Raw genomic sequence first — 25,690 nt, forward strand, 5'->3', positions numbered from 1 at the left:
AATATGATAAACAATTTGCGTTATTTTTTTGAAAAGCACGGATTTAAAGTATCTACCCGTTTGGGTGATCGCTTGGGAATTCGCGTGACTAATATTCGCCTCTTTTTTATTTATCTGTCTTTTTTTACGTTGGGATTGGCTTTTGCACTCTATCTGACCTTAGCCTTTATTGTAAGGTTAAAAGATTTAATCTATACGAAACGCAGTTCTGTATTTGATTTGTAAAACTAAATAGACGAACTTTCCGCTTTGACTAGTGATGCACAACGCTGTGTGTTGTATGAAATATTTTTATCACTGGTATTATTATACCCAATCTCAAAAACGAGGTTTTATTGCTTTCCTAGTTATTTTTTTGATGATACAATTTCTATTGTTTTTGTATTATCAACAACAACCAACAACCAATAATCAGTACGTATTAGCTCGTGATGAGCAACAATCCATCCAAAGAGAACTAGATAGTTTGCGTCTGATGAACGCGAAGAAAAAAGACACCATTTATCCGTTTAATCCAAATTACATAACCGATTACAAGGGATATATACTCGAATTGACTCCAGTGGAAATTGATCGTATATTAGTGTATAGGTCAGAAAACCAGTATATTAATTCTGCTCAAGAGTTTCAACAGTTGACAGGTGTTTCGAATAGATGGATGGAGAAGTATGAACGTTATTTTATATTTGGAAATCGATACAAAAAAAAGACCGCTACCGCTACTAGTCGTTCTAGTACTGTAGGAAATCAATCCCAAACAAGGGTGAGCGCGAAAGATGTACGCGATATCAATGTAGCAACTGCCACCGAATTACAAGAAATCCACGGTATTGGCCCCGTCTTATCTAAGCGAATTTTAGATGATCGCGATCGATGGGGGGGATATGTCCACATGGATCAGGTCAAGTTTGTGTATGGATTATCTCAGCAAGTAGTGGAATCAATTTTATTGCAGTTTGCCGTTCTTACACCAAGCGCAAAAACGCCAATAGATTTGAATAACTCAACTATTAATGATTTGAAAAATATACCTTATTTGAATTATTATCTCGCAAGAGAGATTGTTAAATATAGAAGTTTACACGGTGATTTCGTTAATAAAGAGCAATTAAAAGAAATTGAAAAAATTCCTCTTGACAAGATTGATATAATTAGTTTATATTTGGAAATTAGGAATTAAATTAAACAACCATGAATTTTGAATACAATGAAACTCAAGCAATGATTGCTGAGTCTATTAGAGATTTCGCAGAACAAAATATTCGTCCATATATTATGGAGTGGGATGAAGCACAGATTTTTCCTGTTGATTTATTTAAGAAATTAGGAGAAATGGGTTATATGGGAGTACTGGTTCCAGAAGAATACGGAGGATCAGGACTGAATTACCACGAATATATTACCATTGTAGAAGAAATATCAAAAGTAGATTCGTCAATTGGTTTATCTGTTGCGGCTCATAATTCATTATGTACAAACCACATTTTGACATTTGCCAATGAGGAGCAAAAGAAAAGATGGTTGCCAAAATTAGCAACTGCAGAGTGGATTGGTGCTTGGGGATTAACGGAGCACAATACGGGTTCTGATGCAGGTGGAATGAGTACTACGGCTGTTAAAGATGGTGATCATTGGGTGTTGAATGGAGCTAAAAACTTTATTACGCACGCGATTTCTGGTAATGTAGCAGTTGTTATTGTTCGTACAGGAGAAAAAGGAGATTCACGTGGAATGACTGCTTTCGTAGTTGAAAAAGGTACCCCAGGATTTTCAAGTGGAAAAAAAGAAAATAAATTGGGAATGCGTGCTTCAGAGACCGCAGAATTGATTTTTGATAATTGTCGTGTTCCAGATGCAAACCGCTTAGGTGAAGTTGGAGAAGGATTTATCCAAGCGATGAAAGTATTAGATGGTGGTCGTATCTCAATCGGAGCATTATCTTTAGGAATTGCTAAAGGAGCTTACGAAGCAGCGTTGAAATATTCAAAAGAAAGAGTGCAGTTTGGAAAACCAATTAGCGATTTCCAAGCAATCGGATTCAAATTAGCAGATATGGCTACTGAAATCGAAGCTTCTGAATTGTTATTGCACAAAGCAGCTTTCTTGAAAAACAACAATAAACCCATGACTAAATTAGGAGCAATGGCAAAAATGTATGCTTCTGAAGTGTGTGTGAAAGTTTCTACTGATGCAATCCAAATTCACGGCGGGTATGGATACACGAAAGATTTCCCAGTTGAAAAATTCTTCCGTGATTCAAAACTATGTACCATTGGAGAAGGAACAACGGAAATTCAAAAGTTAGTTATTTCTAGAAATATCTTAAAAGAGTAGTTTCTTTATTATATACTAAAAAGGTCAACCCGAGGGTTGACCTTTTTAGTTTTTATGAGATAAGCCTTGAAAGAGAAGGTGATTTTTACTGAGAAAAATTATCCCATCTCTCCTTCCTCTCCTGTTTGTTCATTTCCTTCACTGAACTTAGTAACTAGTAAGCTCAAGGCACCATCGCCTGTTATATTACAAGCTGTTCCAAAACTATCTTGTAAGGCGAAAATGGTTAATGTTAGCGCAATTCCCGCATCGTCAAAGCCAAGTACGGATGTTATAATTCCCAAGGAAGCCATAACAGTACCTCCAGGAACTCCAGGAGCACCAATGGCAAAAATACCCAATAACAGAATAAAGAGAATCATCGTTCCAAAATCAGGTAAAGTACCGTACAAGACCAAAGAAACTGTCATCACAAAGAATACCTCTGTCAATACGGAACCACACAGGTGAATGTTCGAGAAAAAAGGAATAGTGAAGTTTGTTATGGACGGGTGAAGCACTTTACTTTGATTAGCAGCATGCAACGCTACACCTAAAGTAGCTGCCGATGACATGGTTCCTACCGCTGTTAAATAGGCTGGACCATAATGCTTCAAGATCTCCCAGGGGTTCTTTCTGCTGTAAATTCCCGCAATCGCATAAAGCACAGCTAACCAAACGAAATGAGCCACTAGTACAATTAAAATCACCGTTAAGAATACGGGGAGCTGAGATTGAATCGATCCTTCATAACTGAGTAAGGCAAAATTACTCATGATGTAAAAAGGAAGAATAGGAATTAGTATGCGATTGACTAACAACAAAACAATAGCCTTAAACTGATCAAAAGCCCGTTCTAAAGGCCTTGCGTCTGTCCATAATATGCCAATACCAATCATCAGTGCTAAGGTTAGTGAAGTCATCACGCCAAATACTGGAGGAATATCTAATTTAAATAACATAGCGGGTATTTCTCTCAAATCATTAGCTGTGTTTGCAATCTCTAATCTAGGAATTAATTCATATCCCAAAATGGAGCTAAAAAAACCAGCGCCTATGCTCGATAGATAAGCAATTAAAACAGAAAAACTAATAATCTTTATTGAATCTTTATCGAGTTTGGTGATCGAAGAAACTACAAAGCCAAGTATGATTAAAGGAACTAGAAACAAAATTACTTGACCTAAGATATGACGTGTCGATAAGATAATTTGCAGAAGTGCATCATTGAGATACCCCCCAAGGAGAAGACCAATTATTACACCAAGTAATAAGCGAAAAATGGTGTTGTTTACTATTTTTTTCATAGACAATATTTTATATAGAATTAGGGGTAAAAATAAAAAGCAACGATTGTTTTTCTTGCATCTGAAAAGTAAAATACCATATAGATGGTAGACTAGGAGAATTAAAGAATTTAGTATTCAAATAGTATGTTTTTATAAATATTGTAATCAAACAATGAAATCTTTTTTATTCTACTCAAAAGAAGAGAGTAATAGAATTGATTTAAAAATGATAACTAGTTGTTTTTTTGCCATTCGCACACCTAAATCAACCATTCGCGCACCCTTTTTTTGAGTGGAAGGAGTTGTGAACTACGTTTGTATTGTAATTGAGAATAGAGAGAAGATGAAAATACGGTTTGGTTTGTTGGTCACCTTGGGATGGTTTACCCTGCAAGCGCAGCATATACGAATAGCAGGGACTGTGCTAAATAAGAAGCATAAACCTATTGAACAAGTCAATGTGTATCTTGAAGGAAGTTTTGACGGAGCGTTGTCTGATGCGAAAGGATATTTTTCATTTGAAGTTGAAGATAGCCTGGTAGAGGGGGTGTTGAAATTAAAGCACCCAAATTATCTCCATCTCACAGTTCCCATTGCAATCAAACCCAATACTGTTCATCAGTTTGTCATGCAGGAAGGTGAAGAGTTGCTAGGAGAAATCGTCATCAAGACAGAGGGGAATGATCAAAGAAGAAAAAGTGAGCATTTCGTTTTTAATGCCATGGATGTTGTTAGTACTGCAGGGAGTCCAGGTAATATTATGGGGGTTTTGAATACTTTGCCAGGTGCACAAACTAATGGGGAAGACGGACGACTTTTAATACGGGGGGGAAAAGCAGAGGAAAGCGGTATGTATGTCAATGGGATTAAAGTATTTCAACCTTATACGGCTACAGTAGGAAATGTACCTGTTCGATCTAAATTTAATCCGTTCTTGTTTAAAGGGATGTCATTTTCTGCAGGAGGATATAGTGCGGAATTTGGAGACGCTTTATCAGGTATATTGGAATTAGATACTTCGAATGCAATTGATCCATCGCGAAAAGATAGTTCTATTTCTACCGTTGGAGTTAGTTTTGCTGAAACGCATCAGTGGGGGAAAAACTCGTTGTCTTACCATTTGAACTACCTAAATTTAGGAGCGTACACCAAGGTTATCAAACAACAGTATACAACGAAAAAACCATTTGCCACTACATCAGGTGAAATGGTGTATAAACGAGAGATAAAAGAAGGAGGATATAAACTGTATGTTGCAGTTGACCTCTCTGAAATGGAATATGAACAAGCTGTAAAGCCAAGTCAGCGAATCGATACCTTATCTTTTCGATCAAATAACGTTTATCTGAATAGTGTATACCTTAAAAAACTAACGCCGTTTTTAAAATTAGATATCGGTACGGGATTAGGCTATACTCATTATAAAGGAAATTATAATGAAAAGTACATGGGAAGGAAGAATTGGGATTTGAATCAAAAAGTAAAGTTGTCATATCAATGGAATCGAGCGTTGCATACGATGGTTGGAGTAGATATTCATCGTGCTCAATTAGATTTGACAAGAGGGATAGAGGGATATACTCAAGATATCGAAGCCGATGCAACAAACACTGCATTCTTTGTTGAGAATAACTGGACAATTGTACCTGATTTAACGCTGAGAGCAGGAGTGCGAGTAAATAAATATACTGCAATTCCAACATGGACGATTGAACCAAGAACGAGAGTAACCTATCAATTGGATGCTAAACAACAGCTCTCTTTTTCATATGGAATTTTTAATCAAACACTAGCACTCGAACAGGCATTGGAGGTGAAAAAAGAAGATTGGATGCAGGCCAGTCACTATATCCTGAATTATTCTTACACCTTTAAAAAACGAGAGCTAAGGACTGAATTGTTTTACAAAACCTATGATAAGTTGCTGCTAACTCCTGTAAGAGAAGAAAAAGCATTCACGCAATTAGGAGAAGGATATGCAAGAGGTCTAGACTTGTTTTGGAGAGACAATACAACCTTTAAAAACTTTGCGTATTGGATAACCTATACCTATCTCGATTCTAAGCGAAAGGAGGCGTATTGGGAGCAATCGATACAACCCTCGTATGTATCAAAGCATCACGTAGCTGTTGTGACGAAATACTGGATAGAAAAATGGAAATCTCAAGTAAGTATGACTTATAACTACAGTAGCCCCCGTTATTTTTATTCGGTTGATAGCACAAATCAAGTGCGGTATACAACTAGTGCTATTCACAATGTGAGTCTAAGTTGGGCTTATTTAGTAAGCGGACAGAAAATACTCTATGCTTCGGTGGATAATCTACTGGGACGCAATCCTACCTATGCTTATCAGTTTAATCAAATTGGAGGACAACCAGATTTGGTTCAGGCTTCTGCAAAGCGATTTATCTATGTTGGGTTTATGTGGACAATTAGCAAAGATAAAAAGTCAAATCAATTAGAGAATCTATAAGTACAGTTCAGACGTACTCCTTGACCATTCGCGCAGTGTTGTTTTTGGTTTAGGTCATGTTGCTCTACATTTAGTTTATATTTAAAAATGTACTCGATGAAAAAGTTATTAATTTTAGGTTTTACTGTATTTAGTTTAGTGTGTTTTGGGCAATCTAAATACGAAAAAGGTATGCAGAAAGCCCTTGAGCAATGGCAAGGTGGGCAAATAAAAGAAGCTATAGCTCTTTTGGAGCGCATTGCTGCTTCTGACAAGGAAAATTGGGTGCCTGTATATTATCAGGTATTTATTGAAATAACACAGGGTTTCAACAATCCACAGGAAGCAGCTGTAGAAGAGGAGATTGAACGCAATCGCATCATCATTGAGCAATGGCTGAATAAAGGAGGGGAAGAATGGTATGTGTTAAAAGGAATGAATGAAACATTAGAACTCATTACTGATCCCATGACGAAAGGGATGACTCAAAGTCCAATCATTAATCAAGCCTATGAGCAAGCTGTAGCATTAAATCCAAAGAATCCAAGAGCAGTATATTCCCTTGCTAGTTTTCATTTAAATAGTGCGAAATTTATGAAAGTAGATGTAGATTACTATTGTAAGATGTTGCATAAATCAATTGAATTATTCGATCAACAAACAAGTGAGATTCCTTTCTATCCCTCTTGGGGAAAGGATTGGGCTGTAAAAACACAAGAGTTGTGTGTAAATAAAAATTAAGGGATAGTTTGTTTTATTGTATTTTTGGGTCATCGTAAAAAGGGAAAGAAATCATGTGTATTAATTGGTATCGACATATAACATTAGTGGTGATTTTTGGTGTAGTTAGCTGTATGTCTACGTCTTATTATTACTTTAATAAAGCGAGACATGTAACTGATTTTTCTTATGTGGATTATCTATTCTCGAAAAATGCACTGCTTTCTTTTTTGATTACCTTACTTATTTATGGGGCGAACGTTGCTACTACGCTATTGTTGAATTTTATGCTGAACAAACGAGATCAGAAGGCAAAAATTCCATTGCGTAGAAATTTGCGCAATATCGTATTTTTTGCCAATGGGTTACTGGTGTCTATTTTCTCGTATTATTTTTTCTTGAGTGTTTTGTTGTGGGCTTTTTATGATGTCTCCTTCTCTTCCTTTTATTCTGGAAGAAACTTGCATCTAGCTGATTTGCTAGGTGTGGTGTTAATTAGTTTTTTTATTATTCTGATTGTATTTGTATTTTCATATAATGATCAGGTAAGACTGCTAGAATTGAAAAACAAAGAAATGGAAATTGCGTTGCAGAAAACCCAAATAGCACACATGAAAGAACAATTGTCTCCTCATTTTTTGTTTAACAATTTAAATGTGTTAATTAGTACGATTCAAGAAGATTCAGCAAAAGCAGAGCAATTCGCACGTTCTTTTTCTAAAATATACCGCTATGTGTTGGAACGTCTTGATGATACCTCTTGTGCGTTAGCCGATGAACTGCTATTTATTAAAGACTACGTTTATCTGTTGAATGTTCGCTATGACAATGCGATTGATTTTCATATTGAAAAAGAGGTGATGCAAAATAGCGAAGTACAAGTGCCTACGTTAAGCTTGCAATTGTTGATAGAGAATGTAGTGAAGCACAATACAATTCCGTCCGAAGGGAAGCTGAGAATAGAATTAAAAATGGAGGGTGATTATCTGGTTCTGTGGAATGAAAAAAGTGGAAAACCCAATCAAGTGTATTCATCAGGTGTGGGATTGCAAAATTTGTCTAAACGATGCCAGTTGTTGGTGAAAAAAGAGATAGAAATACAAGATGTAACAGATGGGTTTAGTGTGAAAATACCACTGTATAGTAAAGATGAAATATGAATATAGTTATTATAGAAGACGAAAAACCTGCTGCGCGATTATTGATGCGCGAGTTGGAGAAGTTAGGCTTTACTGTGCAGCAGATGTTATATTCAGTAGGAGAAGCCATTCCTTGGTTTCTACAGAATGAAGAACCCGATTTAATCTTTGCCGACATTCAATTGACAGATGGGTTGTCATTGGAAATATTCGAGCAGGTAGTATTGAAACACAGCGCTATTATCTTTGTGACGAGTTTTGATCATTATGCGGTGAAAGCGTTTAAACTAAACAGTATTGATTATTTATTAAAACCCATTGATCCGACAGCGTTAGTAGCTGCAATCAATAAGTACAGAACACAACAGAATAGAATCGGACAAAAAGTACAAATCCTCAAGACCGCGCATGATGCTCCTGCTTATGCTAAACGGCTAATGACGAAAGTGGGTATGCACATCAAAATGGTTTTACTTGAGGAAGTAGTGTGTTTTTATAGGGAAGATCGCGGAGTGTATATGGCGACGAGAGAAGGGAAAAATCAGTTGTTAGAAGAATCTTCAATTGAAGCTGTTTTAAAAATGGTTGATCCAACTAAGTTTTTTCGCGTTAATCGCTATCAAGTTGTGGCGATTGATCATATTGTTCAAATCGTTCAACTGTCGACTTCTCGACTTAAATTAGTATTGTTGAACTATAGTGATGAGGTGATTGTCAGCAGAGAACGCGTGAGTGATTTTAAACTGTGGCTTGGGGCAAATTAACCCTTAGATCTACTTGTTTTAAATTGTTGGTGAAGGAGTTAATTAGGGAGGAGGAATAACGGGGAATAAAAAATTATAGAATAAAAATCTATTTTTTTGTTGTGTTGTATGAAAAAAGCCTTACTTTTGCATCACCAAATGAGAGGAGGTGTATGAAAACATGTTGATCATTCCAATTAAAGACGGAGAAAATATCGATAGAGCACTAAAGCGCTACAAAAGAAAATTTGACAGAACAGGTACGTTACGTCAATTAAGATCTCGTCAGCACTTTACAAAACCGTCGGTTTTAAAAAGAGACAAAATGCAAAAAGCTGCATATATCCAAGGATTAAGAGATTCAGTAGAAATCTAGACTTAAACATTGGGTTAAAACATAAAGCCGTTGTAATAAAGTATTATCTTTGTTACAACGGTTTTTTTATGGATAAAAATGTACAGAAATTTCTGGAGTATTTAGAGAAGGAGAAGAATTATTCTGCTCATACCCTTGAGGCATATCACCATGATGTTGCTTCTTTTTTGGTTTTTGTGGAAGAGTCAACACGAGATTACTTGACAATTAAATACGAGGTGGTGCGTTTGTGGATTGTTGCTTTGATGGAGGGAAATATCAGTAAGCGTTCCATTAATCGAAAGATGAGTGCGCTTAAGGCCTTTTATAAATTTTTGATGAAAGTGGGGGCTGTAGAAGTTAGCCCGCTGCAACAGCACAAAACGCTTAAAGTTGAAAAGAAATTGCAATTGCCCTTTTCGGTGGCGGAGGTTGATGCTGTGCGGTTGTCGTTGGAAGAACAAGAGGGATTTGACGCGTTGAGGGATTTGGTAATTGTAGAAATGTTGTACTGTCTAGGGTTGCGAAGAAGTGAACTATGTGGTGTGCAGTTGGCTGATGTGGATTTTTATACACAAATGATTCGCATAACAGGTAAGGGAAATAAGGTTCGCTATGTTCCGATGATAGAGCCTTTGTCGTTGCTCTTGAAGCGTTATCTTGCAGAGCGAGAGATTGTTTTGAGCGATGTTCAGAAAATTAACGATTTTTTAATAGATAGTAAGGGTGCTAAAGTTGATGAAATATTTGTTTATCGAATGATTAATTTATATTTTAGTAAGACAACAACAAAGGAGAAAAATAGTCCTCATATGTTACGGCATGCTTTTGCTACGCATCTGTTAGAAAATGGTGCGGATATCAATTCAATAAAGGAGTTGATGGGGCATCAAAGCTTGGCTTCGACAGAAGTTTATGCGCATGTAAATTTGAAAGAATTGAAAGAGACATATAAGAGGACACATCCAAGGTTGAAGAAAAAAAATTAGAAAACCTTAAAAACAGGAAGTTATGAAAGTAAACATTCAGGCCGTTAATTTTAACGTAGATCGTAAGTTAGTAGATTTTATCAACGAAAGAATGCTGAAAGTAGGTAAGTTTTACGATAAAGTGATTTCTGTTGATGTATTTTTGAAAGTAGAAAATACCAATGAGAAAGAAAATAAAACAGTTGAGGTGAAATTATTAGTTCCGGGAGACGATATCGTGGCGAAAAAAACTTGTAAAACTTTTGAAGAGGGAGTTGATTTAGGAGCCGATGCTATTGAACGCATGGTTGTGAAGTATAAAGAGAAAATGAAAGCACATTAATGGAAAAAAATCAGGAAATTGTTTTTTTTAATCAATAAAATATATACATTTGCAGTCCGTTAGAAATAGCGGACTTTTTCTATTGAGTGAAATGCCGGTGTAGCTCAGTTGGCTAGAGCAGCTGATTTGTAATCAGCAGGTCGTGGGTTCGAGTCCCTCTATCGGCTCAAAGAAAAAGACAACAAACACAAGGTTTGAGGGGAGATACTCAAGCGGCCAACGAGGACGGACTGTAAATCCGTTGGGAAACCTTCGCAGGTTCGAATCCTGCTCTCCCCACGACTAAATATAAAAATGCATAAGCCGGTGTAGCTCAGGGGTAGAGTGCTTCCTTGGTAAGGAAGAGGTCACGGGTTCAAATCCCGTCATTGGCTCAGGTTTTTTTATTATATTTGAACACTAATTATATAACTAAGATTAAATTATTAGATCATGGCAAAGGAAACTTTTGATCGTTCGAAACCGCACTTAAATATCGGTACTATCGGACACGTTGACCACGGTAAAACTACTACTACTGCTGCTATTACTAAAGTTTTAGCTGACGCAGGATTCTCAGAAGCTCGTTCATTTGATTCAATTGATAATGCTCCAGAAGAAAAAGAGCGTGGTATTACAATTAATACTTCTCACGTAGAGTACCAAACTAAAAACCGTCACTATGCACACGTTGACTGTCCAGGTCACGCGGATTACGTGAAAAACATGGTTACTGGTGCTGCTCAAATGGATGGTGCTATCTTAGTAGTTGCTGCTACTGATGGACCAATGCCACAAACTCGCGAGCACATCTTATTAGGACGCCAAGTAGGTATTCCTAGAATTGTTGTTTTCTTAAACAAAGTTGACTTAGTAGATGACGCTGAGTTATTAGAGCTTGTTGAAATGGAAGTTAGAGATTTATTATCTTTCTACCAATATGACGGTGATAATGGACCAGTAGTTCAAGGTTCTGCTTTAGGAGCTTTAAACGGAGAGCAAAAATGGGTTGATGCATTATTACAATTAATGGATGAAGTTGATGCTTGGATCGAAGAGCCAGTACGTGACAACGAAAAACCATTCTTAATGCCAGTTGAAGACGTATTTACAATTACAGGACGTGGAACTGTTGCTACAGGACGTATCGAAACTGGAGTTGCTAATACAGGAGATCCTGTTGAAATCATCGGTATGGGAGCTGACAAATTAACTTCTACTGTAACAGGAGTTGAGATGTTCCGTAAAATCTTAGACCGTGGTGAAGCTGGAGATAACGTAGGTTTATTATTGAGAGGTATTGACAAAACTGATATCCGTCGTGGTATGGTTATTTGTAAGCCAGGTTCAGTAAAACCACACGCTAGATTTAAAGCTGAGGTTTATATCTTGAAAAAAGAAGAAGGTGGACGTCACACTCCATTCCATAACAATTACCGTCCTCAATTCTACGTTCGTACAACTGACGTAACTGGAACAATCCAATTACCAGAAGGAACTGAGATGGTTATGCCTGGAGATAACTTAACTATCAATGTTGAGTTGTTAAGCCCAATCGCATTATCATTAGGTCTACGTTTTGCTATCCGTGAAGGTGGTAGAACAGTAGGTGCTGGTCAGGTAACTGAAATTTTAGACTAATTTTTAGTATAAATAAATTTTAAAGTCAGCGGGTAACCGCTGACTTTTATAACAAACGGGTGTAGTTCAAGGGTAGAATAGCGGTCTCCAAAACCGTTGATGGGGGTTCGAATCCCTCCACCCGTGCAAAAACAATATAACATGGCAAAGGTATTTAATTACATATCAGAAGCTTTTACAGAACTTAAGTCAAACGTTACTTGGTCTCCTTGGGCTGAAGTGCAAAAGTATACAATCGTTATTGCGATTTTTGCAATTCTATTGTCACTTGCTACATGGGGTGTAGATAGTTTGTTTGGGGACTTATTAGGAAAGTTTTATAATTGGATAAGATCATAAGGAGATAATATTATGGCTGATACAAATGTCAAAAAATGGTATGTGGTTCGTGCGGTAAGTGGACAAGAGAATAAAGTGAAGAATTATATCGAAACTGAAATTTCTCGTTTAGGGTTGTCAGATTATCTTTCGCAAGTTTTAGTACCAACTGAAAAAGTGGTGTCTGAAGACAAGAATGGTAAGAAGAAAACAACTGAACGTGTCTATTTTCCAGGCTATGTGATGATTGAGGCTAACTTGACAGGAGAGGTTCCGCATGCTATTAAATCGATAACAGGAGTTATTGGATTCTTGGGAGAAACACGTGGGGGAGACCCTGTTCCTTTAAGAGAATCGGAAGTAAATCGCATGTTAGGAAAAGTCGATGAATTGGCGGTTAAAGTTGATTCAGGTGCAATTCCTTATGAAGTTGGTGAGTCAGTAAAAGTGACTGATGGTCCATTTAAAGGTTTCGATGCAACCATCGAAAATATAAATGAAGATAAGCGCAAGCTAGAGGTAATGGTGAAGATTTTTGGAAGAAAAACACCTTTAGAATTAAGCTTTACACAAGTAGAAAAAATATAATGTTACATAGACGCATCTTTGCTTCCAAAAGAGATGTGCTAAATTTTTTTAGAAATGGCAAAAGAAATTAGTAAAGTAGTTAAACTACAAGTTAAGGGAGGTGCTGCGAATCCTTCGCCACCGGTTGGACCTGCTTTGGGGGCTGCTGGAGTTAACATCATGGAGTTCTGTAAGCAATTTAATGCTAGAACACAAGATAAACCCGGTAAAGTTTTACCAGTACAAATTACTGTGTACAAAGACAAATCATTTGAATTTGTTGTTAAAACGCCACCTGCTGCTGTTCAATTATTAGAGGCTGCAAAAGTGAAATCTGGATCTGGTGAGCCTAATAGAAAAAAAGTAGCTAGCGTAACTTGGGAACAAGTACGTGCTATCGCAGAAGACAAAATGCCGGATTTGAACGCATTTTCTGTTGAATCAGCGATGTCAATGATCGCGGGTACTGCAAGATCTATGGGTATATCAGTAACGGGAACAGCTCCTTTTTAATTGTAAAAGAAAAAAGAAATGGCAAAATTAACAAAAAAGCAAAAGGAAGCTGCTGCTAAAATTGAGAAAGGTAGATTTTATTCTTTAAAAGAAGGTTCTACTTTAATTAAAGAAGTTGCTTCTGCAAAATTTGACGAATCTGTTGATATCGCTGTGCGTTTGGGTGTAGATCCACGTAAAGCAAATCAAATGGTGCGTGGAGTAGTTACACTACCACACGGAACTGGAAAAGATGTTAGAGTGTTAGCATTAGTTACTCCGGATAAAGAAGCTGAAGCTACAGCAGCTGGAGCAGACTATGTTGGATTAGATGAGTACCTACAAAAAATTAAAGACGGTTGGACAGATGTGGATGTTATCATCACAATGCCTGCTGTTATGGGTAAATTAGGACCATTAGGACGTATTTTAGGTCCTAGAGGATTAATGCCTAACCCTAAAACTGGTACTGTAACTATGGACGTAGCGAAAGCAGTTCAAGAAGTGAAAGCTGGTAAAATCGATTTTAAAGTTGATAAAACGGGAATCGTTCACGCAGGTATTGGAAAAGTATCGTTTAGTGCTGATATGATTCAAGAGAATGCAGCTGAATTGATTCAAACATTAATCAAATTAAAACCAACAGCAGCTAAAGGTACTTATGTTAAGTCTATTCATATATCTAGTACTATGAGCCCTGCTATTGCTTTAGATCCTAAAGCAGTATAATTGGTAGAAAAAATTTTTACGTATGACTAGAGAACAAAAAGCAGTAGCGATAGAAGACATTAAAGGAAAATTAGCAGATGCTAATATCTTTTATATTGCTGATATTTCAGGATTAAATGCAGATGTTACAACTAACTTGAGAAGAGCTTGTAACAAAGCGGGAATCACGGTAGAAGTAGTTAAGAATACGTTGCTTGCTAAAGCAATGGAAGCATCTGAGAGAAACTATGAAGATTTAGCTTCAGTTTTAAAAGGGAACAGCGCTATCTTTATTTCGGACGTTGCTAACGGACCGGCTAAAATCATCAAAGACTTTAGAAAGAAAAGCGATAAACCTGCTTTAAAAGGAGCTTATATTAACGAAGAAATCTATATTGGTGACAATCAATTAGACGCGTTAGTAGCAATTAAATCGAAAGAGGAAGTTATTGGAGAAATCATCGGATTACTACAATCACCTGCTCAAAGAGTTATCTCAGCTCTACAAAATCAATTCAAAGACGAAGAATAAAAAAAGATTCTTGTGTTTGAATGTTCCATAAACGAACGCACATTAATAAATTATATTTTTACAAATCATTTAAACGATAGAAAAAATGGCAGATTTGAAACAATTCGCAGAACAATTAGTTAACTTAACAGTAAAAGAAGTTAACGAGTTAGCAACTATATTAAAAGATGAATACGGAATTGAGCCTGCAGCTGCTGCTGTAGTTGTAGCTGCTGGTGGAGACGCTGGTGCTGCTGAAGAGCAAACTGAATTCACAGTAGTATTAAAAGAAGCTGGTGCTTCTAAATTAGCAGTAGTTAAAGCAGTTAAAGAATTAACTGGTTTAGGTCTTAAAGAAGCTAAAGATATGGTTGATTCAGTTCCTGCAAACATCAAAGAAGGTGTTTCTAAAGATGAGGCTGAAGGTCTTAAAAAAGCATTGGAAGAAGCTGGAGCTGTTGTTGAGCTTAAATAAGCTTTTTAACCAAAATATTTTAGGTTTAGGTCTTGGGAGCAATCCCAAAGGCCTAAACCATTTTGCGTATAAAGTGATTTGTGCGTAAATCTTATTAAACATTATAAACAAAATTTATTGTCCATTGATGATCACAAATCAGAATGAAAGATTAAATTTTGCCTCTACAAAGAATATTCCTGCATACCCAGATTTCTTGGATATCCAGGTTAAGTCTTTTAAAGATTTCTTTCAGTTAGAAACGAAATCAGAAGAAAGAGGTAATGAAGGTTTATATAATACCTTCATGGAGAACTTCCCGATCACTGATACGAGAAATCAGTTTGTATTGGAGTTTCTTGATTACTTTGTTGATCCTCCTCGCTATTCAATTGAAGAATGTATTGATAGAGGACTAACGTATAGCGTTCCGTTAAAAGCGCGTTTAAAATTGTACTGTACTGACCCTGAACACGAGGATTTTGAAACTATCGTTCAAGATGTGTATTTAGGAACAATACCGTATATGACGCCTAGCGGTACATTCGTAATCAATGGAGCTGAGCGTGTGGTAGTATCTCAATTACACCGTTCACCTGGTGTGTTCTTTGGACAGTCTTTCCATGCTAATGGTACAAAATTGTACTCGGCGAGAGTAATTCCTTTCAAAGGATCATGGATTGAGTTTGCTACTGATATCAATAGCGTAATGTACGCTTACATTGATAGAAAGAAAAAATTACCTGTTACTACCTTATTCCGTGCTATTGGATTCGAAAGAGACAAGGATATCCTAGAGATTTTCGACTTAGCAGAAGAGGTGAAAGTATCAAAAACAGGGTTGAAAAAGTACATCGGTCGTCGTCTTGCTGCGCGTGTGTTAAATACATGGCATGAAGACTTCGTAGATGAAGATACAGGAGAAGTAGTTTCAATTGAGAGAAATGAGATTATCTTAGACCGTGATACAGTCCTAGATAAAGATAATGTCGAAGAAATCATTGAGGCGAACGTTAAGAATATCCTCCTACATAAAGAAGACAATAATCAGGCAGATTATGCCATCATTCATAATACATTACAGAAGGACCCTACAAACTCTGAAAAAGAGGCTGTAGAGCACATCTACCGTCAGTTGCGTAACGCAGAACCGCCTGATGAGGAAACTGCACGTGGTATTATTGATAAATTATTCTTCTCCGATCAACGTTACAATCTAGGTGAGGTGGGTCGTTACAGAATGAATAAGAAACTTAATCTTGATACCCCAATTGACAAACAGGTATTGACAAAAGAGGATATTATCACTATTGTTAAATACTTGATTGAATTGATTAACTCAAAAGCTGAGATTGATGATATTGACCACTTATCAAACCGTCGTGTACGTACAGTAGGTGAGCAGTTGTCAGCTCAATTTGGTGTTGGTTTGGCACGTATGGCTAGAACAATTCGCGAGCGTATGAACGTACGTGACAACGAAGTGTTTACTCCAATCGACTTAATTAACGCGAAGACCTTGTCTTCAGTGATTAATTCATTTTTCGGAACAAACCAGTTATCTCAGTTTATGGACCAAACGAATCCATTGGCAGAGATTACACACAAACGTCGTTTATCAGCATTAGGACCTGGAGGTTTATCTAGAGAAAGAGCTGGATTTGAGGTGCGTGACGTTCACTATACACACTACGGACGTTTATGTCCTATTGAAACACCTGAGGGACCAAACATTGGTTTGATTTCTTCACTTGCGGTGTATGCAAAAGTGAACAATATGGGATTCATCGAAACTCCATACCGTCCAGTTGTGGATGGAAAAGTGGATATCGTTAATGCGCCTATATATTTAAGTGCAGAAGAAGAAGAAGGAATGTTAATCGCGCAAGCGAACGTTCCGATGGATAGCGAAGGGAAAATTACGGAAGAACGCGTAGTTGTAAAAGAAGAAGGGGATTTCCCAGTGGTTGAACCGAAAGATTTACACTTTACAGACGTTTCTCCGAATCAGATTGCTTCGATTTCGGCTTCTTTGATTCCGTTCTTAGAACACGATGATGCCAACCGTGCTTTGATGGGATCAAACATGATGCGTCAGGCTGTGCCTTTATTGCGTGCGGATTCTCCAATCGTTGGTACAGGTTTAGAAAGACAAGTAGCTTCAGATTCACGTGTTTTAATTAATGCAGAAGGTGAAGGTGTTGTTGAGTATGTGGACGCACAAAAAATTATTATTAAGTACGACCGTACGGATGAGGAGCGTTTAATCAGCTTCGATCCAGACGAGAAAGTATATAATCTAATTAAGTTTAGAAAAACTAACCAAAGTACTTGTATCAACTTAAAACCTATCGTTCGCAAGGGAGATAGAGTGACAAGAGGACAAGTATTGTGTGAGGGATATGCTACACAAAATGGAGAGTTAGCGCTTGGACGTAACTTACAAGTGGCTTTTATGCCATGGAAAGGGTACAACTTCGAGGATGCTATCGTAATTTCAGAAAAAGTAGTGCGTGAAGATATCTTTACATCTATCCACATCGATGACTATACACTAGAAGTGAGAGATACAAAATTAGGAAACGAAGAGTTGACTAATGATATCCCGAACGTAAGTGAGGAAGCAACGAAAGACTTAGATGAAAACGGTATGATCCGCATCGGTGCTGAAGTTAAACCTGGTGATATCCTGATTGGTAAAATTACACCGAAAGGTGAATCTGATCCAACACCTGAAGAGAAGTTATTACGCGCTATCTTCGGAGATAAAGCTGGAGATGTTAAAGATGCATCATTAAAAGCTTCACCTTCATTAAGAGGGGTTGTATTAGACAAGAAATTATTTGCAAGAGCTGTAAAAGACAAACGCAAACGTTCAAAAGATAAAGATGATTTGGCTTTACTAGAAACTAAATTCGAAGTGAAGTTCAATGAATTAAAAGATCGTTTAGTTGAAAAATTATTCTTTATTGTGAATGGTAAAACTTCACAAGGTGTATTGAATGATTTAGGAGAGGAAATCTTACCAAAAGGAAAGAAATTTACTCAAAAAATGTTACATGCAGTAGATGATTTCGCTCACTTAACCAAAGGACAATGGACAGTTGATGAAGAGACAAACAGTATGATTACTGACTTGATTCACAACTACAAAATTAAGTTGAATGACTTACAAGGTGCTTTGCGTAGAGAGAAATTTATGATTACCGTTGGGGATGAATTACCATCGGGAATCTTAAAACTTGCAAAAGTTTATATTGCTAAAAAACGTAAATTGAAAGTTGGGGATAAGATGGCAGGACGTCACGGTAACAAAGGTATTGTTGCTAGAATCGTTAGAGATGAAGACATGCCATTCTTAGAAGACGGTACACCTGTTGATATCGTGTTGAACCCATTAGGGGTACCATCTCGTATGAATATTGGTCAGATCTATGAAACTGTATTAGGATGGGCTGGACAAAAATTGGGTAAAAAATATGCTACTCCAATTTTCGACGGTGCTAACTTAGATCAAATCAATGCTCTTACGGATGAAGCTGGTATTCCTAGATTTGGACATACTTATTTGTACGATGGAGGAACAGGAGAACGTTTCCACCAGAGAGCAACAGTAGGAATTATTTACATGTTGAAATTAGGACACATGGTTGATGATAAGATGCACGCGCGTTCAATCGGACCATACTCGTTAATTACGCAACAACCATTAGGAGGTAAAGCTCAATTTGGAGGTCAGCGTTTTGGTGAGATGGAGGTTTGGGCTCTAGAAGCATACGGAGCATCAAGTACATTACGTGAGATTTTGACGGTAAAATCGGATGACGTTATTGGTAGAGCGAAAACTTACGAAGCTATCGTTAAAGGTGAAACTATGCCAGAACCAGGATTACCTGAATCATTCAATGTATTAATGCATGAATTAAAAGGTCTTGGATTAGACATCAGATTAGAAGAATAAACTATAGATTTTAGAGTAAGCAGTTTTTGCTGCTTACTCTTTATCATACACTTTAACAAGTAAGTTTACCATGAATAGAAATAAAGAGAAAAATACCGTAAAAAGGTTTAATAAAATCTCAATTGGTTTGGCTTCACCTGAATCGATTCTTGCAGAATCAAGAGGGGAAGTTCTAAAGCCAGAAACAATTAACTATCGTACGCATAAACCAGAACGTGATGGTTTATTCTGCGAGCGTATTTTTGGACCTGTAAAGGATTACGAGTGTGCTTGTGGTAAGTATAAAAGAATTCGCTACAAAGGGATCGTTTGTGACCGCTGTGGTGTTGAAGTTACTGAAAAGAAAGTACGTAGAGATAGAGTGGGGCATATCAACCTTGTTGTGCCTATCGCACATATTTGGTATTTCCGTTCTTTACCTAATAAAATTGGTTACATTTTAGGGCTTCCTTCTAAGAAGCTTGATATGATTATTTACTACGAGCGATATGTAGTAATTCAGCCAGGTATTGCTAAAAATGCTGAGGGTGAACCATTAAATCGCCTTGATTTCTTAACAGAAGAAGAGTATTTGAATATTGCTGATTCTCTTCCGATGGAAAATCAATTCTTAGATGATAATGATCCAAATAAATTCATCGCCAAAATGGGTGCTGAATGTATCATGGACTTATTAGCGACAACTAATTTAGATCAATTGTCTTATACTCTGCGTCACGCAGCTAATAACGAAACATCTAAACAAAGAAAAACGGAAGCGTTAAAACGCCTTCAAGTGGTTGAAGCTTTCCGTGAATCTAATGAGAATCGCGAGAATAGACCGGAATGGATGATCTTAAAAGTGATTCCTGTTATTCCACCTGAATTACGTCCATTAGTGCCATTAGATGGTGGTCGTTTTGCAACGTCGGATTTGAATGATTTATATCGTCGTGTGATTATCCGTAACAACCGTTTAAAACGTTTAATGGAAATCAAAGCTCCTGAAGTAATCTTGCGTAACGAAAAACGTATGCTTCAAGAGGCTGTAGATTCACTATTTGACAACACGAGAAAATCGTCTGCTGTTAAAACAGAATCAAACAGACCATTAAAATCGTTGTCAGATTCATTAAAAGGTAAACAAGGACGTTTCCGTCAAAACTTACTAGGTAAACGTGTGGATTATTCTGCTCGTTCGGTAATTGTCGTTGGACCTGAATTGAAATTATACGAATGTGGATTGCCAAAAGACATGGCAGCTGAACTATACAAACCTTTCGTAATCCGTAAATTGATTGAAAGAGGAATTGTAAAAACAGTAAAATCTGCTAAGAAAATTATTGATAAGAGAGAACCAGTGGTTTGGGATATTCTTGAAAACGTAATTAAAGGACATCCAGTTCTATTGAACCGTGCCCCTACCTTACACCGTTTAGGTATTCAAGCGTTCCAACCAAAATTGATTGAAGGTAAAGCGATTCAGTTACACCCATTAGTGTGTACGGCATTCAACGCCGATTTCGATGGTGACCAGATGGCCGTTCACTTACCGTTAGGGCCTGAGGCAATCTTGGAATCTCAATTATTAATGTTGGCTTCACATAATATCTTGAACCCTGCGAATGGTGCGCCTATCACGGTACCTTCTCAAGACATGGTACTTGGTCTATATTATATGACTAAGTTACGTAAGTCGACACCAGAAGAAATCGTAAAAGGTGAAGGACTGACTTTCTATTCAGTAGAAGAAGTACACATCGCAATCAACGAAGGGAAACTTGACTTGAACGCAGGAGTAAGAGTACGTGCTAAAGATTATAACGAAAAAGGTGAATTAGCATATAGAATCATTGAAACAACCGCTGGACGTATCTTGTTTAACGAGGTAGTTCCTGAAAAAGCAGGGTATATCAATGAGGTATTGACTAAGAAATCTTTACGTGATATTATTGGAGGTATTTTGGCTACAACTGATGTACCTACAACTGCTGCATTCTTAGATGATATCAAAGGAATGGGGTATGGTTATGCTTTCCGAGGAGGATTGTCATTCAGTTTGGGTGATATTATTGTTCCAGAGAAAAAACAAGATTTGATTGATGACGCAAACCTACAAGTAGATCATATTACAGTGAACTATAACATGGGGCTTATCACAAATAATGAGCGTTACAATCAAGTTATTGACGTTTGGACATCTACTAACGCGATGTTGACGGAATTAGCAATGAAGAATATTCGCGAAGATAAACAAGGATTTAACTCAGTATACATGATGTTGGATTCTGGAGCGAGGGGTTCAAAAGAGCAAATTCGTCAGTTAACTGGTATGCGTGGTTTGATGGCTAAGCCGAAAAAATCAACAGCTGGTGGTGGTGAAATTATTGAAAACCCGATTCTTTCTAACTTTAAGGAAGGTTTATCGATTTTAGAGTATTTCATTTCTACCCACGGTGCTCGTAAAGGTCTTGCGGATACGGCGTTAAAAACGGCGGATGCCGGATATTTAACTCGTCGTCTACACGATGTTGCACAAGATGTTATCGTTAACTCTGTAGATTGTGGTACTTTAAGAGGAATTGATGTAACTCCATTAAAGAAAAACGAAGAAGTAATTGAATCGTTAGGAGAAAGAGTATTAGGACGTGTTGCATTGAATAATGTAGTTAATCCATTGAACTCTGAAGTAATTGTTGGTGCTGGTGAGGAAATCACAGAAGCTATTGCTAAAGCAATCAATGCATCTCCTATTGAGGCTGTTGAAGTTCGTTCTCCATTAACTTGTGAGGCTAAAGTTGGTATCTGTGCGAAATGTTATGGACGTAACTTAGCTACGGCTAGAATGGTTCAAAAAGGAGAAGCTGTTGGAGTTGTTGCTGCTCAGTCAATTGGGGAGCCAGGTACACAGTTAACCTTAAGAACGTTCCACGTTGGGGGTACTGCAGGAAATATTTCTGAGGTTTCTACAATTACGACGAAATTTAAAGGTCGTTTAGAAATTGAAGAACTTAGAACTGTTGAAAGTGAAGACAACGAAGGAAAAGCAATCAATATTGTAATTTCTCGTTCTACAGAGGTTAAATTATTTGATCCAAATACTGGAATTTTGTTAACAACAAACAATATTCCTTATGGTTCAACAATCTATGTAAACGATGGAGATATTGTTGAAGAGGGTGCTACTATCTGTAAATGGGATCCATATAACGGGGTAATCGTTTCTGAATTCACCGGTAAGGTTGCTTATGAAGATATCGAACAAGGACAAACGTTCATGGTTGAAATCGATGAGCAAACAGGTTTCCAAGAAAAAGTAATTAGCGAATCAAGAAACAAAAAATTAATTCCTACTTTATTAATTTACGGTAAAGATGGTGAGTTAATTCGTTCATACAACTTACCAGTAGGTTCTCACTTAATGGTAAATGACGGAGAGAAAATTAAGGCTGGTAAAGTATTAGTTAAAATTCCTCGTCATACATCAAAAGCAGGGGATATTACAGGAGGTTTACCTCGTATTACAGAGCTTTTAGAAGCGCGTAATCCGTCGAATCCAGCTGTAGTTTCTGAAATTGATGGGGTTGTATCTTTCGGTAAAGTGAAGAGAGGTAACAGAGAAATCGTAGTTGAATCAAGAACAGGAGATGTAAGAAAGTATTTAGTTAAACTTTCGAATCAAATTCTAGTTCAAGAGAATGACTTCGTAAGAGCTGGTTTACCGTTGTCAGATGGAGCAATTACTCCAGATGATATTTTACGTATCCAAGGACCTTCTGCTGTACAGCAGTACTTAGTAAACGAGATTCAAGAAGTTTACCGTTTACAAGGGGTGAAGATTAATGACAAACACTTTGAGGTTGTTATTAGACAAATGATGCGTAAAGTTCAAATTCAAGATCCGGGAGATACCTTATTCTTAGAAGATCAATTGGTTCACACAAGTGACTTTATCGTTGAAAACGATCGTTTATTCGGTATGAAAGTTGTTGTGGATGCTGGTGAATCTGAGAATCTGAAAGAAGGACAAATTGTTTCTATGCGTGAATTACGCGATGAAAACTCATTGTTAAAACGCGAAGATAAAAACTTAGTAATCTCTAGAGATGTAATGCCAGCAACTGGTACGCCAATTCTACAAGGTATTACTAGAGCATCGTTACAAACGAAGTCATTTATCTCTGCAGCGTCGTTCCAGGAAACAACAAAAGTGTTAAACGAAGCAGCTGTTGCTGGTAAGATTGATACGTTAATGGGATTAAAAGAAAACGTAATTGTTGGACATAGAATCCCTGCTGGTACTGGTATGCGTGAGTATGAAAGTATTATTGTTTCTTCTAATGAAAACGGAGATTTATTAACGCAAGAACAAGAATTAAATTTCTAAAACATGACGGACGATCAAAATAACTTCAATATCGAATTGGATGAAGTAACGGCAGAGGGAACTTATTCAAATCTGGCAATAATCAATCATTCAAACACTGAATTTGTTGTCGATTTTGTGAACATCATGCCTGGTGTGCCAAAAGCTAAAGTGAAGTCGAGAATCATCTTAACTCCACAACATGCAAAGAGACTCTTACAAGCGCTAGAAGATAATATCACTAGGTTTGAACAGTCTAATGGTGAAATAAAGGATTATGAAGCTAGTAATAGTTCAATGCCACCAATTAATTTTGGACCCAAAGGAGAAGCTTAATTAACGCGATATAAGAAAAGCCTCACACGAAAGTGTGAGGCTTTTTTTGTTCGTTCGAAGATTGACGGTTTTTGTTTCGTTTGCTGTTTACAATTTTTTGATGTTTTACTAACATGCAACTCAAATGTCGCCAAATGTTATCCCAATATTAAAGCGTATAACCAAGCGCTCGGATTGCTTTTTTAGGCTGATACAAGCTTTTTTATTGCCAAATAGAAGGTTTCTTTTGATTAATGAGGTGATGTGTTGTCATGTTTATTGAAAAAGTAAAAATATAGCGGTTGCGAAATCTGAAAAGGGGTGTTTTTTATAGGAAGAATTGGATGGATTCCATAACCTAAATTTGATATGGGTTAACTATAGCTTAATTTGATTTTATTGGAATTGCCCCTGAAATTGACTTGTTTTGTCTTACTAAAATGAAAGAACTACACCGCATACCTTGTATAGCACGTAAGTGTGAAAATAGGCAAAATAGCAAAGCTAAGTGTGAGCGATAGAGCCTTTCATTTGCCTTGCAATAAAGCTGAAATTAGGATAGTCGTTGTTACTGCCCGTTTTTATATTCGTATAAGCAGCAAGTAATGACCTAATTTATATTTTATTTTAAGCGTGAATCGAGCCCTTTGATGAGAATCCTCTCTAGAAGGGCTTATTTTTTGTTTTTATAGTAAGCGTATTGTAATCGCGTATCTTGCGATTTATTTTGTTTGCTCACAGTGTGTAATTGCATTAATTTTTAAAGAAAATGATGGGGTTTGTATTTGGGCTGTGTCTTTCGTATAAAAAGAATGAAACGGCTGTGAATAATTAGTCTAAAAGCTATTTGGGGCGCTATATTTGTAGTAATGTTAAGGAGGGTGTTTTTAACTAATATTAAATATTTTCTTAAAAAATATAAAGAATAATACCTGTAATTTAAAATACTTCAAATAAATTTTTCAATCTAAAGTAGATGTGCTATTTTTGCCTTTCCACAGTATAGTGGGTATTTAGCAAAGTCTGTATTTAGAGTAGCTGATCTACTCATGAAAAGTAAAGTCATATGAAAGAAATTACAAAAGAAGTTTATCTAAAGTGGTATGAAGACATGCTATTTTGGAGAAAGTTTGAAGACAAGCTTGCCGCTTTATATATTCAACAAAAAGTAAGAGGATTCTTACATTTATATAATGGGCAAGAAGCGGTTTTGGCTGGAGCTTTACACGCAATGGATTTGTCAAAAGACAAAATGATTACAGCATACAGAAATCACGTACAACCTATCGGATTGGGTGTTGACCCAAGAAGAATCATGGCAGAGTTGTTAGGAAAAGGTACTGGTACATCTCAAGGTTTAGGTGGATCAATGCACATCTTTTCTAAAGAACATAACTTCTATGGCGGACATGGTATTGTAGGTGGACAAATTCCTTTGGGAGCTGGATTAGCATTCGCAGATAAATATTTTGATAGAAAAGCAGTAACCATGTGTTACTTTGGAGATGGTGCGGCACGTCAAGGATCATTGCACGAAACTTTTAATATGGCAATGAACTGGAAGTTACCAGTGGTATTCATTATTGAAAATAACGGATATGCAATGGGAACCTCTGTAGAGCGTACAGCTAATCATTCTGAAATCTGGAAATTGGGATTGGGTTATGAAATGCCTAGTGGACCAGTAGATGGAATGAATCCTGTAAAAGTAGCAGAAGCGATGTACGAAGCGATTGAAAGAGCACGTCGTGGAGATGGACCTACTTTATTGGAGATGAAAACGTATCGCTATAGAGGACACTCTATGTCTGATGCACAAAATTATCGAACAAAAGAAGAGGTAGAAGAATACAAAAAGATTGATCCAATTACACAAGTTTTAGATGTAATTAGAACAAACGGATATGCGTCAGAAAACGAAATCGAGGCAATGGATCAACGAGTGAAAGATTTAGTAGCTGAATGTGAAAAATTCGCTGAAGAGTCTCCATTCCCAGAGTTGAACGTGATGTACGATGTAGTGTACGAACAAGAAAATTACCCTTTTTTACCTCATAGATTATAATAAAATAAT

Annotated in this window: 22 protein-coding genes and 4 tRNA genes; 25 read left to right on the forward strand and 1 reads right to left on the reverse strand. The window is 36.9% G+C overall.

The genetic code is table 11. The annotated features are described in order from the left end of the window. Window positions 1-3: 3 nt before the first annotated feature. The 3 genes from FBR08_RS08995 (at window position 4) to FBR08_RS09005 (ending at window position 2,334) form a co-directional block, all read left to right on the forward strand. A complete protein-coding gene (locus FBR08_RS08995; protein WP_158962428.1) occupies window positions 4-225 on the forward strand; it encodes a PspC domain-containing protein in 222 nt (73 codons plus the stop codon). A 133-nt stretch (window positions 226-358) separates the two neighbouring features. Continuing rightward, on the forward strand, window positions 359-1,180 hold the full coding sequence (locus FBR08_RS09000) for a ComEA family DNA-binding protein (RefSeq protein WP_233266072.1): 822 nt from the start codon (window positions 359-361) through the stop codon (window positions 1,178-1,180). An 11-nt stretch (window positions 1,181-1,191) separates the two neighbouring features. Beyond that, window positions 1,192-2,334, forward strand: a complete 1,143-nt coding sequence (locus tag FBR08_RS09005) for an acyl-CoA dehydrogenase family protein (RefSeq protein ID WP_158962429.1) — start codon at window positions 1,192-1,194, stop codon at window positions 2,332-2,334. Between the two features lie 98 nt (window positions 2,335-2,432). Here FBR08_RS09005 and FBR08_RS09010 read toward each other — a convergent pair whose 3' ends face one another. Next, window positions 2,433-3,620, reverse strand: a complete 1,188-nt coding sequence (locus FBR08_RS09010; protein ID WP_158962430.1) for a dicarboxylate/amino acid:cation symporter — start codon at window positions 3,618-3,620, stop codon at window positions 2,433-2,435. 325 nt (window positions 3,621-3,945) lie between these two features. Between FBR08_RS09010 and FBR08_RS09015 the strand changes: the two genes are divergently transcribed. The 22 genes from FBR08_RS09015 to pdhA all read left to right on the forward strand — a co-directional run bounded on the left by FBR08_RS09015 (window position 3,946) and on the right by pdhA (window position 25,681). Continuing rightward, on the forward strand, window positions 3,946-6,078 hold the full coding sequence (locus FBR08_RS09015; RefSeq protein WP_158962431.1) for a TonB-dependent receptor: 2,133 nt from the start codon (window positions 3,946-3,948) through the stop codon (window positions 6,076-6,078). A gap of 96 nt (window positions 6,079-6,174) precedes the next feature. After that, the gene (locus FBR08_RS09020) at window positions 6,175-6,798 is read left to right on the forward strand and encodes a tetratricopeptide repeat protein (protein WP_158962432.1); all 624 of its coding nucleotides are present in this window, start codon (window positions 6,175-6,177) and stop codon (window positions 6,796-6,798) included. A 53-nt stretch (window positions 6,799-6,851) separates the two neighbouring features. Then, window positions 6,852-7,937, forward strand: coding sequence for a sensor histidine kinase (locus FBR08_RS09025; RefSeq protein ID WP_158962433.1), 1,086 nt, complete (start codon window positions 6,852-6,854; stop codon window positions 7,935-7,937). Continuing rightward, entirely contained in the window at window positions 7,934-8,680 is a 747-nt protein-coding gene (locus FBR08_RS09030) for a LytR/AlgR family response regulator transcription factor (RefSeq protein WP_158962434.1), read from the forward strand. The genes FBR08_RS09025 and FBR08_RS09030 overlap by 4 nt, the downstream gene beginning before the upstream one ends. Before the next feature lie 160 nt (window positions 8,681-8,840). Next, window positions 8,841-9,035, forward strand: a complete 195-nt coding sequence (gene rpsU / locus FBR08_RS09035) for a 30S ribosomal protein S21 (protein WP_158962435.1) — start codon at window positions 8,841-8,843, stop codon at window positions 9,033-9,035. A gap of 68 nt (window positions 9,036-9,103) precedes the next feature. Then, entirely contained in the window at window positions 9,104-10,003 is a 900-nt protein-coding gene (locus tag FBR08_RS09040) for a tyrosine-type recombinase/integrase (RefSeq protein WP_158962436.1), read from the forward strand. Between the two features lie 22 nt (window positions 10,004-10,025). Further along, window positions 10,026-10,325 carry a ribosome hibernation-promoting factor, HPF/YfiA family gene (gene hpf, locus FBR08_RS09045; protein ID WP_002987573.1) on the forward strand — a complete coding sequence of 100 codons (300 nt, stop codon included), beginning with the start codon at window positions 10,026-10,028 and terminating at the stop codon, window positions 10,323-10,325. A gap of 93 nt (window positions 10,326-10,418) precedes the next feature. Continuing rightward, window positions 10,419-10,492: transfer RNA gene (locus FBR08_RS09050), tRNA-Thr, on the forward strand. A gap of 31 nt (window positions 10,493-10,523) precedes the next feature. Then, a tRNA-Tyr gene (locus FBR08_RS09055) sits at window positions 10,524-10,604 on the forward strand. Window positions 10,605-10,627: 23 nt separating this feature from the next. Beyond that, window positions 10,628-10,699, forward strand: a tRNA-Thr gene (locus FBR08_RS09060). 58 nt (window positions 10,700-10,757) lie between these two features. Continuing rightward, complete coding sequence (gene tuf, locus FBR08_RS09065; RefSeq protein ID WP_158962437.1) at window positions 10,758-11,945, forward strand: elongation factor Tu; 1,188 nt, start codon at window positions 10,758-10,760, stop codon at window positions 11,943-11,945. A gap of 55 nt (window positions 11,946-12,000) precedes the next feature. Then, a tRNA-Trp gene (locus FBR08_RS09070) sits at window positions 12,001-12,071 on the forward strand. A 15-nt stretch (window positions 12,072-12,086) separates the two neighbouring features. Then, a complete protein-coding gene (secE, locus tag FBR08_RS09075) occupies window positions 12,087-12,284 on the forward strand; it encodes a preprotein translocase subunit SecE (RefSeq protein WP_158962438.1) in 198 nt (65 codons plus the stop codon). Between the two features lie 12 nt (window positions 12,285-12,296). Next, window positions 12,297-12,851, forward strand: a complete 555-nt coding sequence (nusG, locus tag FBR08_RS09080) for a transcription termination/antitermination protein NusG (protein WP_002987569.1) — start codon at window positions 12,297-12,299, stop codon at window positions 12,849-12,851. A gap of 54 nt (window positions 12,852-12,905) precedes the next feature. After that, window positions 12,906-13,343, forward strand: coding sequence for a 50S ribosomal protein L11 (rplK, locus tag FBR08_RS09085; RefSeq protein WP_115091730.1), 438 nt, complete (start codon window positions 12,906-12,908; stop codon window positions 13,341-13,343). 18 nt (window positions 13,344-13,361) lie between these two features. After that, on the forward strand, window positions 13,362-14,051 hold the full coding sequence (rplA, locus tag FBR08_RS09090; protein ID WP_115091729.1) for a 50S ribosomal protein L1: 690 nt from the start codon (window positions 13,362-13,364) through the stop codon (window positions 14,049-14,051). A 22-nt stretch (window positions 14,052-14,073) separates the two neighbouring features. Continuing rightward, window positions 14,074-14,562, forward strand: a complete 489-nt coding sequence (rplJ, locus tag FBR08_RS09095) for a 50S ribosomal protein L10 (RefSeq protein ID WP_158962439.1) — start codon at window positions 14,074-14,076, stop codon at window positions 14,560-14,562. Window positions 14,563-14,647: 85 nt separating this feature from the next. Continuing rightward, on the forward strand, window positions 14,648-15,016 hold the full coding sequence (rplL, locus tag FBR08_RS09100; protein WP_002987565.1) for a 50S ribosomal protein L7/L12: 369 nt from the start codon (window positions 14,648-14,650) through the stop codon (window positions 15,014-15,016). 127 nt (window positions 15,017-15,143) lie between these two features. After that, window positions 15,144-18,956, forward strand: coding sequence for a DNA-directed RNA polymerase subunit beta (gene rpoB, locus FBR08_RS09105; protein WP_158962440.1), 3,813 nt, complete (start codon window positions 15,144-15,146; stop codon window positions 18,954-18,956). Between the two features lie 70 nt (window positions 18,957-19,026). Continuing rightward, window positions 19,027-23,322, forward strand: a complete 4,296-nt coding sequence (gene rpoC / locus FBR08_RS09110; RefSeq protein ID WP_158962441.1) for a DNA-directed RNA polymerase subunit beta' — start codon at window positions 19,027-19,029, stop codon at window positions 23,320-23,322. Between the two features lie 3 nt (window positions 23,323-23,325). Continuing rightward, complete coding sequence (locus FBR08_RS09115; protein WP_158962442.1) at window positions 23,326-23,637, forward strand: DUF3467 domain-containing protein; 312 nt, start codon at window positions 23,326-23,328, stop codon at window positions 23,635-23,637. Window positions 23,638-24,682: 1,045 nt separating this feature from the next. Continuing rightward, the gene (gene pdhA / locus FBR08_RS09120) at window positions 24,683-25,681 is read left to right on the forward strand and encodes a pyruvate dehydrogenase (acetyl-transferring) E1 component subunit alpha (RefSeq protein WP_158962443.1); all 999 of its coding nucleotides are present in this window, start codon (window positions 24,683-24,685) and stop codon (window positions 25,679-25,681) included. Window positions 25,682-25,690: the final 9 nt, after the last annotated feature.

The organism is Myroides fluvii (genome assembly GCF_009792295.1).
Classification (GTDB): domain Bacteria; phylum Bacteroidota; class Bacteroidia; order Flavobacteriales; family Flavobacteriaceae; genus Flavobacterium; species Flavobacterium fluvii_A.

Coding starts and splice junctions, on each gene's coding strand:
- FBR08_RS08995 (WP_158962428.1), top strand. CDS start 4: ATGATAAACAATTTGCGTTATTTTTTTGAAAAGCACGGATTTAAAGTA.
- FBR08_RS09000 (WP_233266072.1), top strand. CDS start 359: ATGATACAATTTCTATTGTTTTTGTATTATCAACAACAACCAACAACC.
- FBR08_RS09005 (WP_158962429.1), top strand. CDS start 1,192: ATGAATTTTGAATACAATGAAACTCAAGCAATGATTGCTGAGTCTATT.
- FBR08_RS09010 (WP_158962430.1), bottom strand. CDS start 3,620: ATGAAAAAAATAGTAAACAACACCATTTTTCGCTTATTACTTGGTGTA.
- FBR08_RS09015 (WP_158962431.1), top strand. CDS start 3,946: ATGAAAATACGGTTTGGTTTGTTGGTCACCTTGGGATGGTTTACCCTG.
- FBR08_RS09020 (WP_158962432.1), top strand. CDS start 6,175: ATGAAAAAGTTATTAATTTTAGGTTTTACTGTATTTAGTTTAGTGTGT.
- FBR08_RS09025 (WP_158962433.1), top strand. CDS start 6,852: ATGTGTATTAATTGGTATCGACATATAACATTAGTGGTGATTTTTGGT.
- FBR08_RS09030 (WP_158962434.1), top strand. CDS start 7,934: ATGAATATAGTTATTATAGAAGACGAAAAACCTGCTGCGCGATTATTG.
- rpsU (WP_158962435.1), top strand. CDS start 8,841: ATGTTGATCATTCCAATTAAAGACGGAGAAAATATCGATAGAGCACTA.
- FBR08_RS09040 (WP_158962436.1), top strand. CDS start 9,104: ATGGATAAAAATGTACAGAAATTTCTGGAGTATTTAGAGAAGGAGAAG.
- hpf (WP_002987573.1), top strand. CDS start 10,026: ATGAAAGTAAACATTCAGGCCGTTAATTTTAACGTAGATCGTAAGTTA.
- tuf (WP_158962437.1), top strand. CDS start 10,758: ATGGCAAAGGAAACTTTTGATCGTTCGAAACCGCACTTAAATATCGGT.
- secE (WP_158962438.1), top strand. CDS start 12,087: ATGGCAAAGGTATTTAATTACATATCAGAAGCTTTTACAGAACTTAAG.
- nusG (WP_002987569.1), top strand. CDS start 12,297: ATGGCTGATACAAATGTCAAAAAATGGTATGTGGTTCGTGCGGTAAGT.
- rplK (WP_115091730.1), top strand. CDS start 12,906: ATGGCAAAAGAAATTAGTAAAGTAGTTAAACTACAAGTTAAGGGAGGT.
- rplA (WP_115091729.1), top strand. CDS start 13,362: ATGGCAAAATTAACAAAAAAGCAAAAGGAAGCTGCTGCTAAAATTGAG.
- rplJ (WP_158962439.1), top strand. CDS start 14,074: ATGACTAGAGAACAAAAAGCAGTAGCGATAGAAGACATTAAAGGAAAA.
- rplL (WP_002987565.1), top strand. CDS start 14,648: ATGGCAGATTTGAAACAATTCGCAGAACAATTAGTTAACTTAACAGTA.
- rpoB (WP_158962440.1), top strand. CDS start 15,144: ATGATCACAAATCAGAATGAAAGATTAAATTTTGCCTCTACAAAGAAT.
- rpoC (WP_158962441.1), top strand. CDS start 19,027: ATGAATAGAAATAAAGAGAAAAATACCGTAAAAAGGTTTAATAAAATC.
- FBR08_RS09115 (WP_158962442.1), top strand. CDS start 23,326: ATGACGGACGATCAAAATAACTTCAATATCGAATTGGATGAAGTAACG.
- pdhA (WP_158962443.1), top strand. CDS start 24,683: ATGAAAGAAATTACAAAAGAAGTTTATCTAAAGTGGTATGAAGACATG.